Genomic DNA, 17,093 nt, shown 5'->3' on the forward strand with positions numbered 1-17,093 from the left:
TGATTTTGAACCAGAGTTTTTTTATTTTATCTTCTTGGAGGGTTATAACACATGAAAACATTCTTTCAATTTGCTGAAAGAGAAACAACTTATAGAAAAGAAACATTAGCAGGGGTAACGACCTTCCTTTCAATGGCCTATATTCTTGTCGTCAATCCAATCATTCTTAGCCAGGCGGGAATGGATAAAGGCGCTTTATTTACGGCTACTGCCCTGTCGGCGATTGTAGGGTCCCTTCTAATTGGATTACTTGCAAACTTCCCGATAGGTATTGCCCCCAGCATGGGACTTAACTCTTTCTTCACCTTTTCAGTATGCATAGGAATGGGTGTTCCATGGGAAATTGCACTGACAGGAGTATTTGTTGCAGGCATCATATTTATGATCCTAAGTGTCATGAAAATACGCGAGAAAATCATCAATGTCATTCCACAGGATTTAAAATATGCGATTGCAGGTGGAATTGGTTTCTTCGTAGCGTTTATAGGATTTAAAAATGCCGGACTTGTGGTTGCCAACCCAGAAACCTTTGTCTCTATCGGAAACCTTTCTTCTCCTACTACACTTCTTGCAGTCTTTGGATTCGTTATTACATTGATGATGTTAGTCAGAGGCATTCGAGGAGGAATATTTTACGGAATGGTGGCAACCACCGTCCTGGGTATGATTACTGGGAAGATTGAGGTGCCTCACTCCATTATTGGGAAGGTTCCTAGCTTAGAGCCTACATTTGGAGTTGTTTTTACTCATTTAGGTGACATTTTCACCCTTGAAATCATGGCGGTGATCTTCACATTCCTATTTGTAGCATTTTTTGACACTGCAGGGGCATTGATTGCTGTTGCCAGCCAAGCAGGTATAATGAAAGATAATAAGATTCCGAATGCAGGTAGAGCTCTTTTAGCTGATTCCACTTCAGGAGTGGCGGGAGCGATCTTTGGGACTTCAACGACAGCCTCCTTTGTAGAATCCTCTGCAGGAGTAGCCGTTGGAGGCAGAACGGGATTCACTTCTATAGTGATTGCATTCTGTTTCTCTATTGCTCTCTTCTTTTCTCCTATATTATCTGTTATTACTCCTGAGGTGACAGCTCCAGCATTGATTATTGTCGGTGCTTTAATGGCTACCGAGGTAAGGCATATTAACTGGAGCCGATTGGAAATCGTTATTCCTACATTTGTAACAATCATTATGATGCCCTTAACCTTCAGTGTTGCAACCGGGATTGCCTTAGGATTTGTCCTTTATCCACTAGCGATGATCTCGTTAAAAAAATGGAAAGACGTTCATCCGATCATGTACATACTTTGTGCATTATTCATTGTTTACTTTGCTTTTTCTTAAAATTAAGAGAGTGATTGCTGGACTATCAACTTTGCAATCACTCTCTATTTTCTTTCTATAGATATTTATGAAAACTCCGTACCGTTTCGTCGGAAGGAAGCAGGAACGTCATCATCCCCAGTAGTGGGAGAAAGCTGCAAAGTATCATGACGAAACGAATGGTGTATAGATCTGCCAATCCCCCGAAAATGACTGCACCTACAGCTCCCATTCCAAAGGCAAGTCCAACGGTTAGTCCTGACACCATTCCAATCTTTTGTGGCAAAAGTTCTTGTGCATAGACAACGATTACACTAAAGCTTGAAGACAAGATAAATCCGATGCAAAAGATAAATGGATAGACAATACTTAAAGATAAGTAAGGTAATGCAAGGGTTAACGGCGCAGCACCTAACATTGAAAAGAAAATGATATTCCTTTTTCCAAAACGGTCTGCAAGCGGCCCTCCCAAAAAGGTTCCCAGTACTCCAGCAAACATAAATACAAAAATGTATGCTTGAGCTTCTTTAATTGAAAGACCGTAATCTTCAATTAAATAAAACTGGTAGTAATTTGATAATCCAGCTCCATACCACGAACGGGCAAACACTAAAAACACAACTAATACCATTGCCCATTTAATTCTAGGATGAATCGGGATCTTCTTCGCGCTTTTCTTGTTATGACGTTTCATCTTTTCATTAGAACGTAATTGTTCAGAGTACCAATTGGATACATGAAATAAAACGATGACCCCTAAGATTGCTACAACGGAAAACCACAGGGCCCCTTTTTGGCCAAATGGAACAAATATAAATGCCGTAATCAATGGAGCAAGTGACTGCCCTGTATTCCCACCAACTTGATAAATCGATTGAGCCAGGCCCCTGCGATTTCCGGCTGCCATATACGCTACCCTGGAACCTTCAGGATGAAAGATGGCCGAGCCGAACCCGATAAATAACACAGATAGAATAATCCAGATAAAATGACCGGATAATGCAAAGCCCACTAAACCTATTAAGCTTGACAGCATTCCTAATGGAAGTAAATAAGGTTTTGAACGCATATCCGCATAATAACCGAATACCGGCTGCAACAATGAAGAAGTCATATTGAGTGAAAATGCGATCCAGCCAATTTGGGTATAACTCAGCTGTAAGGATTTCTCAATGATCGGAAACATGGCTGGAACAACTGCCTGTAACGTATCATTGATAAAATGACCGGAACTGATGGCTAATAGAATACCGTAAATGGTAGGATTCTGCATGGGCTTTACAGCAGGTTGAGTCAAATATTGTCACTCCTTCTTATTATTTCGTTACTCTAAATATTATACTGAATTCCTTTTCCATTTCCTACAGGCAAATAAAAAAAGCCGAAGCAATGTTCGACTTTTAACCATTAGGATTAGCCTCTGTTCGGAAATACTCGTCTCAGCATTTCTGCAATCTCTTCACCTAGTCCCTCAATGGGTTTCCCATTCTCTGCTTTGTTTGCATAATCTCGCATACGATCAGTGAAATCAGGATTTGTTGAAATGTAAACATTATTTATATTTCCGTTTTGACTTTTCACTTGATCTGAGATCTTTTTCTCCAAGTCCTTTGAAACTTTTCCATTCATATTATCTTCAAGTGCCACTGCTACATACGCGTTTTGATCGGTTGTCATAACATAAGCGCTTTTGACCTCATTAAGACTAGCCACCTTATTCGCCTCTTTATCGGCCATTGAATAATTCTCTCTCATTGTTCCGTCATTTACATACTCACGATTATTTACATAATCACGATTTGCCTGATCATTTTTGTAGTTCACTTTTTCCAAATTCCGATTATTCATTTCTTGGCCTTCTTCGTTCATGTTATCCCCCATACCACAACCAGCTGCGGTACCAATGAACATTATTCCCAAAAGGGAAATCAATAGATATTTTTTCATTTTGACTACCTCCTAAATATTATTCAACCTTACTATCCCCACAGCTCATTAAAACTATTCAGTGATGGTCCAGTGTTTAATTCATCACACAATAAGGGAAAACTTGATATGAAGAAGGTTTATGGAGGTGGAGAAATGTTCCAGGCTGCTTTATGGGGAGGGATTGCAAGTTTATCCCTACTAATCGGGGCTATTATGGGGATTTATTTGCACATATCAAAACGAATCGTCGCCTATATTATGGCATTAGGAACGGGGTTGATCATAGGTTCTGCCACCTTTGATCTACTAAGTGAGGCAGAAGGCAAAGCGAACCTTTACCATCTCACATCCATGTTCTTGCTGGGGGCACTCATATTCACTCTTTTCGAAATCTTTATTTCCAAAAAAGGTGGAAGTGAAAGGAAGAGGTCAAAGAAGAATCCCCATGGTCATTCTGGATTAGCCATTTATGTGGGAACCATCATGGATGCAATACCCGAATCCATCATTATTGGAGTCAGCTTTATAGGAGACCAATCAATACAATGGGTATTTATCATCGCCATTTTCATCAGTAATTTTCCTGAATCACTATCAAGCAGCATCGGGTTCAGGCTTGATCATTATAGTACTCGTAAAATTCTCACCCTCTGGGGGAGTGTAGTCGTTCTCTCCTCCCTTAGCTCCTTGCTCGGGTATGTATTTTTACAAGATGCCTCAGAAAGCATCTCTTACATAATAGGCGCTTTTGGTGCAGGCGGATTATTGGCCATGGTTTCTTCTACGATGCTGCCTGAGGCGTTTGAAGAAGGAGGACCTATTGTCGGATTCCTATCTTCATTTGGTATAATCCTTTCCTATATATTAACCCATATATCGTAGATACTTTGGCCAGCCTTTTAAGCCAAACTGAAAAGACGTACTGGAGCCAGTGCTTCAGTACGTCTTTATGATCATTCATGATCTATGGTTAATCCTTCAACAAAGCCTTTACTCATCTGTTTATCTTTCTTACGATTTTCTTTGCTGTTAAAAATAATATCAAAGTCATAGTCATCGGGATATAATTCCTGGGCTGACACATATAACTCCAATCGTTTATGATTAAAACTTCTTTTTTCTCCTTTTATTTGAACCATGTAATCCCCCATTTCATCAGGTCCTTCATACACTATCCCGAATTCTCCAATCGGCGAAATTTTCACATTATCTCCTTTGTGAAATAATCGAACTGAACTGTTTCTCTTTAATGAATTGGGTTTTCTATGAAGCCTTTTTTTGTATTTGTTTACAATAACCTGCTTCTCCATTTCCTTCTTCGCATGATAATCAATTTCTCCAAGGCTATAGCTTTTCTTTTCTCTATACGTAATTTCATGTGCTTTTTCAATGATCTCAGGGTGCATTCCCAGTTTCAACGCAATGGAAAATGCTTGACTTTCGCCTCCTTCCCCTACAATCAATCGATACGTTGGTTGCAATGTGTCGATATTAAATTCCATACTTCCATTCATAAATCCCTCGTGTTCTTCTGCAAAATGTTTTATTTCACTATAATGAGTAGTGGCGAGGATCGTTGCGCCCTTCTCATATAATTGTTTCAGGATGGCTGTGGCCAGACCCATTCCTTCCAAGGGATCAGTACCTGAACCGAGCTCATCTAACAGAACCAGAGTTCGATCATTTGTACCCTTTAAAATATCGATAATATTTTTAATATGGGAGCTGAATGTACTTAAATTTTGCTGAAGGCTTTGACCATCCCCTATATCTAAAAGAATATCTTGATAAATACTGATTGCACTGCCCTTTTCTGCCGGAATATGAAGGCCGCATTGGGTCATGAGTGTAAGAAGGCCCACCGTTTTGATGGCGACCGTCTTACCTCCAGTATTGGGACCGGTTATGACTAATGCATGAAAGCCCTCACCCATCTGAATGGATAATGGTACTGCCTGTTTTCCAAGCAGGGGATGAACTGCATTTATCAAATGTATTTGATGATCTTCATTTACCATGGGGCTCACACCATCAATTGAACGGCTATATTTCGCTTTTGCGAATAATACATCATAATGTACCATTGTTTCAATCGCCAGTTTTAATTGTGGTTCATATAATTGAACCAATCCTGTTAATGTCCAAAGGATATTCTCGACTTCACGGTCTTCCTCCAGTTTATAAAACAATAGTTGGTCCTGCTGATTGCATAATTCCTCTGGTTCAATGTATAAGGTTGACCCGGAAGCAGAAGTATCGAGTACCGCACCTTTCATTTTCCCCCTGTATTCTTTCTTGATCGGGAGGACGTATCTGCCGTTCCTCTGGCTCACAATCGATTCTTGAAGGAACGATTTATACTTGGCCGACTTTACAATCGATTGGATTTTATCCTTTAAGCGGTCCTCTTGAATCCCAACTTGCTTTCTAATCCGCAGTAACTCTTTACTTGCGTAATCATCTACTCTACCATTTCGGATGCATCGATTGATTTCTTCCCCAATTTCAGGGATATCTTCAATGGAATAGACATAAGAAGATACCCTCGGTGCCACCCACTGTTTATCCTGCATATATTTTTTCAGCTTTTTACATGCATCCAGAAAATAATACAGGTTTGTAAGCTGATCCGGCCTTAAAGGTACTCCTTTATTTAGATTAGCTATAATGTTTTCTACTCCGTCCAGTGCATGAATCGGGATACTGGCACTCTTCTCCAGGATTCTAACGGCTTCTGTTACTTCATCTAAACGCATATCAATCTGGCGGATGTTTGTTGTGGGAATCATATTCATCAGTACTGTTTTTCCTTCTTCTGTCAGAGCAAATCGGGTTAGCTCCTCTTTCACTGAGTTAAATTCTAATGTTTGAAACGTTTTTTCGTTCAATGTTTTCTCCTCCATATACAAAAATAGACCACAACGAACAATGTCCATTGTGGTCTTCCTTCACTCGTATACTAATTACCCCGTAATAGCAGCTTGTGCTTAGGCAAAACGTGTATCGTTCAAAACTCGAAGTTAGAAACGACTACATTGATTTCCCGCATTGTGCACAAAAAGAGCTGTGCACAAAGACACAGCTCTCCTAATAAAGGTTTGAGTATGCTATGACCATTGTTCTTAACTACACTTTGAAGGCATAACTAAATAAGCATTAATCAATAGCCTAATTTTAAGGCCACTGCCTACAAAATGTCCGTATTCATTTCACGGTTAGTTAAGAACGACACCTAACATATAACATACTCCCTTAATATACAGTAATTAAATTCATGATTAGTTTACGATGTATGGGATCCATTGTCAATAGGCTATTGCATAGACCGTTTATATTGGAACCTTTTCCATTGAAAACGAATAAAGCAACCGATACAGAATCCTGCAAGAGCAATTGATGCTGCCAAGAATACCATTCCTGAGAAAATATAAAAGCCTGTACTCCATCCAGCTAGAGTACTAATGATAGCTGCTCCCAGGCAGCTCACGGCAATGATATTATTAAATTGCTGTTGATCAGCGTCTTCAGCTGGATAGGATGACAATTCTTTCTTTAAGAAATGCCTCCCTGTTTTTATGACAGGATTGAACTTGAATAGTACAGACGTCAATCCCACCAGGAATGGAAGTACTAAGAAGAAATCTATTTGAAATACCCATGAAAAGGCAACAGATGTAACGATAAACCATTGATTTAATTGAACGAGCGGTTTTGGTATTGAATTGAATGTATCCACTTTTAATCCATACCTTCCTTATTGGAATTATTGTAATTATAGTGTAATGGATACAGCAGTAAAAATCAAAAGAAAAAACCGAAAGCAGCTGCCCATTTTTTGGCTACTTTCGGTTCTTATCATTTATAGGTTCCTTAGTATTTCTGCATGACGCTGTTCATCATATGCAGCCCTCATGAATCTACGTTTGGCTCTTGGCTCGGTAAGCCGGTTTGAAATGGATAAATAAAAGGATACCGTTTCACTTTCATCTTTAATGCTTTCTCTTATTCCTTGCCGGTAATTCGAAGGAAGGTCTCTTGGATTGACTAAATTAATGGAAGGGTAGCGACCGGTCAGTTGTAAATACGATTGTGTAAATCCATTAAAATGACGGATCTCATCTTGTCTTATTCCCAGGATCGCTTGTTTGGCTGTATCATTCGGGGCAAGTTCAGCCAGCTGTGTATAGTAAGAAATAGCTTTGAACTCATCATTAATGGCTTTTTGTATATCCCTTCTCAACTGTCGATCGATTTGACGCTCGTCATGATTTTCAAAGTAATATGGATATTGATTGTACATCATACATCTCCTCCTAAAGCATTGCCTTTTACAGACTATGATAGAAGCCCATCCATAGTGATGCTCTGCGTCATTTCTTTAACTCGTATCGATGCTGTAACTCTTCAGGAGCCATCTTCACGATAAGCTGAAGAACAAACGCAAACACTGCCAAATCATCAACAATACCAAACAAAATAAAAACATCGGGAATCAAATCAAACGGAAGCCAGAAATATCCCGCCACCAGCCCAATCGAGAATACCTTCTTAAATAACGAAACCTCATTAGACCGAAAAAAATCAACCAAAAACGGCACCGACCTGCGAACATTAAAAAGAAATCTCACCCGCTTCACAAATTTCATCATTCGCTCTCATCACCTATCTTTTTTTATTTTGTTATCATAGCACAACAAACAATGGAAGGGATTGAGCATTTCAAGAGCATCTGCTAATATATAGCATTGATTTTTGGCTCATTTCCGCCAAGTGATAAAGATGCCCTGGCAAAAATGCATTTTTGCCAGGGCATCTTTATCACTTGGCGACCTTTCAGCTTTGCTGAAAGGCGAGGGAAACATACGTTTCCCTCGAATGAGCCAAAAATCATCTCAAACAGAATAACCAACTGCTTCTCCTAATAAATAGTGCTACCACCCACCCCAACCTCAGCTCCCTTCCCTCCATTCCAAATCCTTCATCTGCTTATGTAAATAGCAGGTTAATTTATAACTGTTCAGCCCAATACTCTATCTTTTTAGCATACTAGCGTGTTATAATCTTTTAGATTGAGTATTAGGAGGTATATCACACATGATTCAAGTATCAGATGTAAGCTTACGTTTTGGTGATAGAAAGCTATTCGAAGACGTGAATATAAAGTTTAATCCAGGGAATTGCTACGGACTTATCGGGGCAAACGGTGCTGGTAAATCAACATTTTTAAAGATTCTTTCAGGAGAAATCGAAGCGCAGACCGGCCACGTGTCGATGGGTTCAGGCGAGCGACTTGCTGTATTAAAGCAGGATCACTTCGAATATGAAGAATATGAAGTGCTAAAAGTTGTCATTATGGGGCATTCCCGTTTATATGAAGTGATGCAGGAAAAAGATGCCATCTACATGAAAGAAGATTTCTCTGATGAAGACGGTATGAGAGCTGCAGAATTAGAAGGTGAATTTGCTGAGCTTAACGGTTGGGAAGCTGAATCAGAAGCTGCTATCCTACTAAAAGGCTTAGGAATCAACGAAGATCTCCACACGAAACAAATGTCCGAACTAACAGGTGGAGAAAAAGTAAAAGTATTATTAGCACAAGCACTATTCGGCAAGCCGGATGTTCTTTTACTGGATGAGCCTACCAACCACTTGGACATTCAAGCGATTCAGTGGTTAGAAGACTTTTTAATTAACTTTGAGAACACAGTCATCGTTGTATCGCATGACCGTCACTTCCTAAACAAAGTATGTACACATATTGCTGACCTTGACTTTGGAAAGATCCAAGTTTATGTCGGGAACTATGATTTCTGGTATGAGTCCAGTCAATTAGCACTTAAAATGGCTCAGGATCAGAATAAGAAGAAGGAAGAAAAAATCAAAGAGCTTCAGGCTTTCGTTGCCAGATTCAGTGCGAACGCATCTAAATCAAAACAAGCCACTTCCCGGAAAAAATCGTTAGAGAAAATTTCATTGGATGACATCAAGCCAAGCTCACGTCGTTATCCATATGTACAATTCAAGCCAGAGCGTGAAATCGGGAACGATGTTCTACGTGTTGAAGGTCTTACAAAAACGGTTGACGGAGTAAAGGTCTTAAACAATGTTTCCTTTATCTTGAATAAAGAAGACAAAATCGCACTTGTCGGAGCAAACGAAATTGCCAAAACGACTCTTTTCAAAATACTAGCAGGTGAAATGGAGCCGGATAGCGGCACATTCAAGTGGGGAGTGACGACATCTCAAGCTTACTTCCCGAATGAAAACTCCAAGTACTTTGAAGGAAATGAACCTTCCCTTGTGGATTGGTTACGTCAATACTCACCGGAAGATGAGAGCGAAACATTCCTCCGCGGTTTCTTGGGTCGTATGCTGTTCTCAGGTGAAGAAGTATTGAAGAAGCCAAGTGTCCTTTCCGGAGGAGAAAAAGTTCGCTGTATGTTATCAAAAATGATGCTGAGTGGATCTAATGTTCTTCTATTGGATGAACCAACAAACCACTTGGATCTAGAATCCATCACGGCATTAAATAATGGATTGATTAACTTCAAGGGCGCCATGATTTTTGCATCTCATGACCACCAGTTCATCCAGACCATCGCTAATCGTATTATCGAGATCACCGAAGATGGTGTAATTGATAAAGAAACTACGTACGATGAATTTCTTGAAATGAAAGCTTCTATGAAAGCTTAATGTATACCAGAAAAAAGCAGGTAGCCGGATGGCACCTGCTTTTTCTATTTAGTCCTTATTCTCATAACTGATATTGTCCATGTTTTACCAAGTATCCTTTAATCTGAAAATAGCTTATTTTTTTCGGTAATTCTTCTTTAATGGGCTTTAAGAGGCCTGCCCCTACTTTCGAGACTGCATCCTCAATAAGTTCTTCTTCTTCTTCTGTAAAAAGGATAGACCAGTCTTGCCTGATGCCTTCCTGATAGGAACGGATGATATGATTTTCGATCGTTGCCGTACTCATTCCCCGCTCTTTCGCAATTTTCTTTATATCCATGTTATCTTTGAACAATTCATAACTGATTAAATGGGACGCTTTGTCAGACTGACTTGTCTTCCGTGATCGCGAAGGCTTGACGACCTCAACTTGATGTTCGGGATTCTCACGTAAAAAAACGGAAATTTCGTTTATGAAAATTTCTCCATACCGATTCAGCTTGTTTTCACCTACTCCGCTAACCTGCAGAAATTCTTCTGATGTTTTCGGCAACTTCACACACATGTCTTGAAGCGACTTATCGGAGAAAATAACGAAAGGTGGTACTCCTTCTGAATCCGCAATCGATTTCCGGAGTGTTCGCAAGGTCTGGAACAATCCATCTTCTTTAAGGTTGATGGCCGAAACAGTAGGCTGTACCTTTCTAGTTACGCATCTTTCCCCCATTAACACCTCTTTGCCTTTAGATGAAACTTTCAGGATAGGAAAGCTTCCACCCTCGACTTGTATGACGCCCTCTGAAATCAAATAATCGATGAACAGACCGACATCCTTCTGAGATTGCTCCTTCATTAATCCATATGTGGAAAGCCGGTCGAATCCCCATTCCAGGATCTTTTTGTTCTTTGACCCCGTTAGTACACCGCTGATGAGTGAGGTTCCAAATCGTTCATTCATTCGTATCATACAGGATAATACCATTTGTGCCTCTCTCGTTACATCCTCAGACTCCCTATCATCCAAGCAATTGCTGCAATGACCGCATGCTTCCACTACAAGTTCACCAAAATACGCTAAAATGTAGTTCTGCAGGCATGCTTCTGTATGGACAAAGTCAACCATTTCACGTAATTTCTGCATCTCATTATCATGTAATTCCTCATTTACGATATTCTGGTCAATGATATACCGCTGAGTCTGGATATCCTGAGGTGAAAATAATAAGACACATTCGCTGTCCACTCCATCACGGCCTGCCCTGCCAGCCTCTTGATAATATCCCTCCATATTCTTGGGAATTTGATAATGAATCACAAAGCGTACATTTGATTTATTGATCCCCATACCAAATGCATTGGTTGCAATCATGATGGTAATGGAATCATTCAGAAAGGCTTCCTGCTGTTCCTGCCTAACTGTATCAGACAATCCGCCATGATATTTCCCGACGGAAAATCCCTTTTTCTCAAGATACATATAAAGGTTTTCAACTTCCTTCCGGGTGGCACAATAAATGATGCCGGAATGCTGATGATTCTTTTGTACATACCTTTCTACCCAACGCTTTCGATCTTCACCTTTTACAACTTGGAAGAACAAATTCGTCCGTTGAAAACCAGTTAATACTTTATATTGATCCGGAATGTGTAAATGATGAAGGATATCAGCTTGTACTTGTGGAGTTGCAGTAGCGGTCAATGCAAGAATGGTGGGATTTGATTGTAGTTGATTAACAGCGTTATAAATCCCCAAATAGCTTGGTCTGAAATCATGACCCCATTGGGATAAACAATGCGCCTCGTCAACAGCTACAAGGGGTATGGGTAATGAATTGAGGAAACGGATAAACCCAAATGATTCTAATCTTTCAGGAGCAATATAAACGAGCTTGTATTCACCTAAAGAAATCTCTTCCATTCTTGTCTCTACTTCATTATTCGATAATGTACTATTAATATAGGTTGCTGGAATCCCCTGATGAATTAACGAATCCACCTGGTCTTTCATTAAAGATATGAGTGGAGAGATAACCAATGTTACTCCACCAAGCATTAAAGCGGGAATTTGGTAACAGAGCGATTTCCCCCCTCCTGTTGGCATAATTCCTACAGTGTTTTTTCCATCAAGTATGTATTCGATAATACTTGCTTGTCCATCTCTAAATTCATCATAACCAAAGTATTGTTTTAATACTTGTTGTGCTTCTACGATCACATTTTTCCCCTCCAAGAAAATTATTCGTATTCCTTTATTGTATTCCAGAACGAGGAACGTGCCAATAGAAAGCTCCGATTTTTCAAACAAAAGGCTGTACATTCGTATACATACACGTAATGCACAACCTTGCCATTAACTTAAAACCACTTAACTGTTTTTTCTTCTTTATTTACTTCAACAGGCTTTGACAGCTTCCAAAAGCTTTCCCATACATTTTCTTTACTCTCAGTAGAAGTACTCTTGACTTCCTTCTCTTTCTTGTTAGACATGGTGCTCCCTCCTTTAATACATAAATACATTACATACTATTCAAATGTAAAAAAAGAGTTTAATAATTTTTTTAAAAACACTTCATGGGATGAGGTCAGTAAAGCCCGGTCAAGAAAAAAGAACCAATCAAATGATTGGTTCCTTACGATCCATTAGGATGATTTCATTGTAGGATGTGGATTGTCTACAACTTGTAATACCTTGGTAGATGTCACCATATCTTCTTTACAAAGCGGACACTTAGGTGTATCTTCACTTTTGAAGTTATCTCTCATCCAGCCTTTACAATCTTCAGCGGAACAAGCCCAAATCTTTGTTTCCTCTGTTTTAATTTCTTCTTCAACTTGATTTCTACGACCAAAAGCCATTGAACGTCCTCCTTTAAGGTAAGTAGGATTTCCTTGCTATGCTTCTAACAGGAAAATAATGATTGTGGTAATTTATGCTGCAGATAGTATGTGGTCAGTTAGGTGTAGCCAGTTTAATCGGAACAATTTCTACGATTGTTTCCATTATACCATACTTGACTCCAATTTAATATATGAACTCCTTAGTAAACGGAACAATCGCCTCATATGTAATGAAGGAAGGATAAAGATCCTTCGTCATTTTTTCTTTCTGCTTCTAGAAGAAGGAGCCTTTACTCCACCCGGTAATTCCTGGTTGGTCGTACCTTGTCCCTCCACTTGAGAAGAACCCAGGACAGCTTTTGATGGATCTTTTTTCTTGTTGCTCATCTGCTTCACCTCCACTCCTACCTTGCCCAAATCATTCACGATTTATGTATGGATTTTCCTCATTTCATTACATGGATTTTACGCCATCATGTGATTAAGAAAAGGATTCATGGGAAGTCTAATCAATAAATTAAGGTTTAGGGTGTTGAATTCTGTGTTTAGACGGAGAGAAGTAAAAAAGGATATTGATAACGGGTCCCCCCATAGCTTTGATATAGAAACGTTTCACAAAGAAGTACTCACCTTGGTTAGCAATAGTGAGGATTTAGTTTTTAGAATCATTACGATCGGCGAACAGAAACTCGCCGTGGTTTACTTTGATGACCTGATCAATACAACATCGATGCAGGATAGTATTATCAGACCACTTGAGGAAACTTCAGGAGAGCTTAATTATCATGTCATCCAAGATACGATTAATATTGCGAAACTTACACAGACGAATCAAATTAACGACGTTATAGACAACTTAGTAAATGGAACGGCCTATATTTTTAAACAAGGCGATACTCACGGAATTTTAGCGGATGTAGCTGATAAAGGAACAAGGGCCTTGGAAAAAGCTGAAACAGAATCCCTTGTGTTTGGTCCTAAAATTTCTTTTACAGAATCCATTACGAAGAATTTGAATTTAATTCGTTCTAATATTAACGATCCTAAACTATGCGTGGAAACCTTCATGATTGGATCAAGAGCGAAGAAAAAAGTTCAAATGGTATACATAAAGGACATTGCGGAAGAAGAGAACGTAAATACGTTTAGACAGCGTATTACGGAAATTGAAGTCGATAGTATAGTGGATTCCACAGTGCTCGCTCAAATGATAGAAGATAATTCATTTACATTCTTCCCGCAATTTATAACGACTGAGCTGCCGGACCGCTGTAGCATCTCACTTCTTCATGGAAAGATCTGTTTACTTGTCGATCGCAGTCCTACAGCGATCATCGGACCATCCACGTTTATGAATTTCTTTGAATCCACGGAAGACATTTATATGAGATGGAATATGGGTACGTTTTTAAGATTGATTCGCTTTGTCGCCATTTTTTTCTCGATTCTTTTAACACCGGCATATGTGGCGGTCTTGACGTTTCATTACGAGGTCATTCCCTCTGCTCTCCTTGTTTCTCTGGGACAGTCAAGATCTAACGTTCCATTTCCTCCCGTGTTCGAGGCAATTTTATTGGAATTCATCATTGAGCTCCTGAGAGAGGCGGGAGCTAGATTACCAACAAAGGTTGGGCAAACCATGGGGATCGTAGGTGGTATCGTCATCGGTCAAGCGTCAGTGCAAGCAGGATTCACGAGTAACATTTTGATTATTATCATCGCGATATCCGCTTTGGGTTCGTTCACTGCTCCGAGTTATGCAATCGGTACAGCCGTGAGAATCATCCGTTTCCCGATCATCATCATGGCGGGGTTATACGGGGGTGTGGGAATCATGTTTTGCTTCTGTTTTATTCTCATTCACTTATTGAAAGTGACAACATTGGGCAGACCTTATCTATCACCCATTTACCCATTTAGGTTTGCAGACTTCAAATACAGTCTATTCCGCTTACCTTATCAGTATTTAGTCCAACGTCCGATTTCCAACCACCCCATAGATCAGGGAAGAATCCCTGAGAAGAAAGCAAAAGAGAAGAAAGACGTTGATGAGTAAAGGATGAAATGTATGAATATTAATGTGAATCCAAAGGAACGGTTAATGTTTAATGCCTTCTTGATAATGTTTATCGTACACACAGCCCAAACCGGAGTCGGAATTGCAGGACTACCCAGGGTCATTTACATGGAGGCAAACAGGGACGCATGGATTTCTGTTCTATTAGCTGGAATTCTCGTTTCGTTCGTTCTATTTCTCATGGTAAAAACGCTTGAAACATACGACAGTACCGATTTGTACGGTATCCATATGGACATTTATGGTAAATGGATCAGCAAAGGAATTAACGTTCTTTATATTGGATATTATCTCAGTGTCACATACGTGATTTTAATGAACTATATCGAGATGGTCCAGGCATGGATATTCCCTAAAATGCCTACATGGCTCTTGATGGGGTTATTGATTTTTTTAATGGTTTATAGTGTGTTGGGGGGGATCCGGGTTGTGGTCGGTATTGCCTTTTTAGGGCTCATCTTTGCCTTCTGGTTAATCTTTATGATCTACACCCCTATTAAATATCTGGACTTCAATCATCTTCTACCTGTTTTAACATCTTCCCCCAAAGAAATAATGATGGGTATATATAAATCAAGCTTTACCCTTATTGGCTTTGAATTGGTGTTATTTGTGTACCCTTACATCAAGGAAAAGAAAAAAGTACTAAAATATGGCCTGATTGGTGCAGGATATTCCACTTTTCTCTTTACGATTGTGACCGTTGTCAGTATCGGGTTTTTCTCAGAAGATGCCCTTTTAAAGACCATCTGGCCAGTCCTGTCCATGTTCAAGATATTGAGGATCCCAAACTTGGAGCGATTTGAATTCATTGCCGTCTCTTTCTGGATGCTGGTCATCCTTCCAAACATTTGTCTCTATTTTTGGACAGCTTCAAGAGGAATGAAAAGAGTATTTAATGTTTCTCAAAAAAAATCCATTTACCTTTTCGCCATCCTGCTATGGCTATTATCCCTATGCGTGCAGGATCGTCTCACGATGAATGTCATTACAGACAAAGTTGGGACCTCCAGTTTTATTCTTTCCCTTGTCTATCCCTGCCTCTTATTCATACTGGTTAAATTGAAATACATTAGTAAGAAAGAAAAGGGTGTAGATGTATGATTAAAACCATCATGCTTCTTCTGCTTTGTCTTTGTACTTGTTTCTTAAGCAGCTGTGTGGAGTCAAAATATTTAGAAAAGCTGGGATTGATTACAGCCGTTGGATATGATCAGGCTGAAGACGAGAAAATAACCGGCACAATGGTCCTGTATCAGTTTAACCCGGCAATGCAGGACGTTGAAAAGGTACTGATTAGTAAATCTAAGACCAGTAAAGGAATCCGTCTGTCGCAGAATTTAGAAACCGATCATAAGCTTGTTTCCGGTCAGTTAAGGATTACTGTTTACGGAAGGGAGCTTGCGGAAAAAGGGATTTCCCACTTAGTTGATACGTTGGAAAGGGATTCTTCCATTGGGAATATGGTGTACTTAACAATTGCTGATACGACTGCCGAACAAATCCTGAATTATCAAATGACGGAAAGACCTTCGAATATGGGGACGTACTTATATAACTTGGTCAGGCAAAATGTTGAATCGGAGACACTTGTTTCACCGACACTTCAAGAATTCGTCACTGATTACGGCAGTGTTGGCAAAGACCCCATGCTGCCATTGCTAAAGGCATCAGACGGGAAGGTTGGAATAGATGGCTTCGCATTATTTACACGGGATAAATTCATTAAAGAGATAAAAAAAGACAAGATTTTTTTTATTCGATCTCTTATGGAAGATTACGATGCCGGTAGCGTCGAAGTGGAACTGCCATTAGAAAAGTTCAAACCTTACTTGACAAGTCCTCATCTTGGACAAGAAAATGATAAGGTTTATATTATGATTGATAGTATCGAATCATCCCATAAGATAAAAACAAAGAAAAAAGCAACACCAACCTTTGAAGTGAAATTGAATATCGAATCACGTTTACTTGAAATGTCTGAAGAAATGAAGTTGTCAGACCCAAAAGCGTTAAGCTTACTTGAAGATGAGATTGGGGATTATATCGAAAAGAACATTAAAGAAATTATCTTGATGCTTCAAGAGGAAGGCACTGATCCGATTGGATTTGGTATGGAGTATAAAAGTATAAGGGGGAACGAAGATTTATCGAGGGAAAAGTGGGATAAGCTGTACAAGGATGCTTCTTTTCATGTGAAAGTAGAAAATAAAATCATACGAACAGGAGTGATTGATTAAACCTTAGGGTC

Annotated in this window: 16 protein-coding genes; 6 read left to right on the forward strand and 10 right to left on the reverse strand. The window is 39.5% G+C overall.

What is annotated here, in order from left to right; all coding sequences use genetic code 11:
- The first annotated feature begins 51 nt into the window (after positions 1-51).
- A complete protein-coding gene (locus Q1B03_RS01480) occupies positions 52-1,344 on the forward strand; it encodes an NCS2 family permease (RefSeq protein WP_299737400.1) in 1,293 nt (430 codons plus the stop codon).
- A 55-nt stretch (positions 1,345-1,399) separates the two neighbouring features.
- Here the strand turns inward: Q1B03_RS01480 and Q1B03_RS01485 are convergent, their stop codons facing one another.
- Together Q1B03_RS01485 and Q1B03_RS01490 are read right to left on the reverse strand one after the other, a co-directional pair.
- Positions 1,400-2,596 carry an MFS transporter gene (locus tag Q1B03_RS01485; protein WP_299739560.1) on the reverse strand — a complete coding sequence of 399 codons (1,197 nt, stop codon included), beginning with the start codon at positions 2,594-2,596 and terminating at the stop codon, positions 1,400-1,402.
- A 140-nt stretch (positions 2,597-2,736) separates the two neighbouring features.
- Positions 2,737-3,270 (reverse strand): YhcN/YlaJ family sporulation lipoprotein, encoded by a 534-nt coding sequence (locus Q1B03_RS01490; RefSeq protein WP_299737402.1) that lies wholly within the window; start codon positions 3,268-3,270, stop codon positions 2,737-2,739.
- A 108-nt stretch (positions 3,271-3,378) separates the two neighbouring features.
- Between Q1B03_RS01490 and Q1B03_RS01495 the strand changes: the two genes are divergently transcribed.
- Positions 3,379-4,134: a ZIP family metal transporter gene (locus Q1B03_RS01495; RefSeq protein ID WP_299737403.1), complete on the forward strand. Its 756-nt coding sequence runs from the start codon at positions 3,379-3,381 to the stop codon at positions 4,132-4,134.
- A 71-nt stretch (positions 4,135-4,205) separates the two neighbouring features.
- Here Q1B03_RS01495 and Q1B03_RS01500 read toward each other — a convergent pair whose 3' ends face one another.
- From Q1B03_RS01500 to Q1B03_RS01515, 4 genes are all read right to left on the reverse strand, one after another.
- A complete protein-coding gene (locus Q1B03_RS01500) occupies positions 4,206-6,140 on the reverse strand; it encodes an endonuclease MutS2 (RefSeq protein WP_299737405.1) in 1,935 nt (644 codons plus the stop codon).
- 425 nt (positions 6,141-6,565) lie between these two features.
- Entirely contained in the window at positions 6,566-6,988 is a 423-nt protein-coding gene (locus Q1B03_RS01505) for a DUF4395 domain-containing protein (protein WP_299737407.1), read from the reverse strand.
- Between the two features lie 123 nt (positions 6,989-7,111).
- Entirely contained in the window at positions 7,112-7,555 is a 444-nt protein-coding gene (locus Q1B03_RS01510) for a ferritin-like domain-containing protein (RefSeq protein WP_299737409.1), read from the reverse strand.
- Between the two features lie 67 nt (positions 7,556-7,622).
- A complete protein-coding gene (locus tag Q1B03_RS01515; RefSeq protein WP_299737411.1) occupies positions 7,623-7,901 on the reverse strand; it encodes a YkvA family protein in 279 nt (92 codons plus the stop codon).
- Positions 7,902-8,346: 445 nt separating this feature from the next.
- Here Q1B03_RS01515 and Q1B03_RS01520 point away from each other — a divergent pair, with 445 nt between their 5' ends.
- Complete coding sequence (locus Q1B03_RS01520) at positions 8,347-9,948, forward strand: ABC-F family ATP-binding cassette domain-containing protein (RefSeq protein WP_299737413.1); 1,602 nt, start codon at positions 8,347-8,349, stop codon at positions 9,946-9,948.
- Positions 9,949-10,009: 61 nt separating this feature from the next.
- On the opposite strand, the gene recQ is transcribed toward Q1B03_RS01520, so the two are convergent.
- The 4 genes from recQ to Q1B03_RS01540 all read right to left on the reverse strand — a co-directional run bounded on the left by recQ (position 10,010) and on the right by Q1B03_RS01540 (position 13,152).
- Positions 10,010-12,142 carry a DNA helicase RecQ gene (gene recQ, locus Q1B03_RS01525; protein WP_299737415.1) on the reverse strand — a complete coding sequence of 711 codons (2,133 nt, stop codon included), beginning with the start codon at positions 12,140-12,142 and terminating at the stop codon, positions 10,010-10,012.
- A 140-nt stretch (positions 12,143-12,282) separates the two neighbouring features.
- On the reverse strand, positions 12,283-12,414 hold the full coding sequence (locus Q1B03_RS01530) for a hypothetical protein (protein WP_299737417.1): 132 nt from the start codon (positions 12,412-12,414) through the stop codon (positions 12,283-12,285).
- Positions 12,415-12,567: 153 nt separating this feature from the next.
- Positions 12,568-12,783, reverse strand: coding sequence for a cold-inducible protein YdjO-related protein (locus Q1B03_RS01535; RefSeq protein WP_034758928.1), 216 nt, complete (start codon positions 12,781-12,783; stop codon positions 12,568-12,570).
- A gap of 237 nt (positions 12,784-13,020) precedes the next feature.
- The gene (locus tag Q1B03_RS01540) at positions 13,021-13,152 is read right to left on the reverse strand and encodes a YuzL family protein (protein WP_299737424.1); all 132 of its coding nucleotides are present in this window, start codon (positions 13,150-13,152) and stop codon (positions 13,021-13,023) included.
- A gap of 154 nt (positions 13,153-13,306) precedes the next feature.
- Between Q1B03_RS01540 and Q1B03_RS01545 the strand changes: the two genes are divergently transcribed.
- From Q1B03_RS01545 to Q1B03_RS01555, 3 genes are read left to right on the forward strand one after another with little or no spacing between them, the layout of a single operon-like run.
- A complete protein-coding gene (locus Q1B03_RS01545; RefSeq protein ID WP_299737427.1) occupies positions 13,307-14,821 on the forward strand; it encodes a spore germination protein in 1,515 nt (504 codons plus the stop codon).
- 12 nt (positions 14,822-14,833) lie between these two features.
- Positions 14,834-15,946, forward strand: a complete 1,113-nt coding sequence (locus tag Q1B03_RS01550) for a GerAB/ArcD/ProY family transporter (protein WP_299737429.1) — start codon at positions 14,834-14,836, stop codon at positions 15,944-15,946.
- Positions 15,943-17,082, forward strand: a complete 1,140-nt coding sequence (locus Q1B03_RS01555; RefSeq protein WP_299737431.1) for a Ger(x)C family spore germination protein — start codon at positions 15,943-15,945, stop codon at positions 17,080-17,082. Before Q1B03_RS01550 ends, Q1B03_RS01555 begins: the two co-directional genes overlap by 4 nt.
- Positions 17,083-17,093: the final 11 nt, after the last annotated feature.

Source organism: uncultured Rossellomorea sp. (assembly GCF_947488365.1).
Taxonomy (GTDB): domain Bacteria; phylum Bacillota; class Bacilli; order Bacillales; family Bacillaceae_B; genus Rossellomorea.

What these genes read in the sequence shown, in the direction of transcription:
- Q1B03_RS01480 (WP_299737400.1), top strand. Translation starts at nt 52, where the DNA reads ATGAAAACATTCTTTCAATTTGCTGAAAGAGAAACAACTTATAGAAAA.
- Q1B03_RS01485 (WP_299739560.1), bottom strand. Translation starts at nt 2,596, where the DNA reads ATGCAGAATCCTACCATTTACGGTATTCTATTAGCCATCAGTTCCGGT.
- Q1B03_RS01490 (WP_299737402.1), bottom strand. Translation starts at nt 3,270, where the DNA reads ATGAAAAAATATCTATTGATTTCCCTTTTGGGAATAATGTTCATTGGT.
- Q1B03_RS01495 (WP_299737403.1), top strand. Translation starts at nt 3,379, where the DNA reads ATGAAGAAGGTTTATGGAGGTGGAGAAATGTTCCAGGCTGCTTTATGG.
- Q1B03_RS01510 (WP_299737409.1), bottom strand. Translation starts at nt 7,555, where the DNA reads ATGATGTACAATCAATATCCATATTACTTTGAAAATCATGACGAGCGT.
- Q1B03_RS01515 (WP_299737411.1), bottom strand. Translation starts at nt 7,901, where the DNA reads ATGATGAAATTTGTGAAGCGGGTGAGATTTCTTTTTAATGTTCGCAGG.
- Q1B03_RS01520 (WP_299737413.1), top strand. Translation starts at nt 8,347, where the DNA reads ATGATTCAAGTATCAGATGTAAGCTTACGTTTTGGTGATAGAAAGCTA.
- Q1B03_RS01530 (WP_299737417.1), bottom strand. Translation starts at nt 12,414, where the DNA reads ATGTCTAACAAGAAAGAGAAGGAAGTCAAGAGTACTTCTACTGAGAGT.
- Q1B03_RS01535 (WP_034758928.1), bottom strand. Translation starts at nt 12,783, where the DNA reads ATGGCTTTTGGTCGTAGAAATCAAGTTGAAGAAGAAATTAAAACAGAG.
- Q1B03_RS01540 (WP_299737424.1), bottom strand. Translation starts at nt 13,152, where the DNA reads ATGAGCAACAAGAAAAAAGATCCATCAAAAGCTGTCCTGGGTTCTTCT.
- Q1B03_RS01550 (WP_299737429.1), top strand. Translation starts at nt 14,834, where the DNA reads ATGAATATTAATGTGAATCCAAAGGAACGGTTAATGTTTAATGCCTTC.
- Q1B03_RS01555 (WP_299737431.1), top strand. Translation starts at nt 15,943, where the DNA reads ATGATTAAAACCATCATGCTTCTTCTGCTTTGTCTTTGTACTTGTTTC.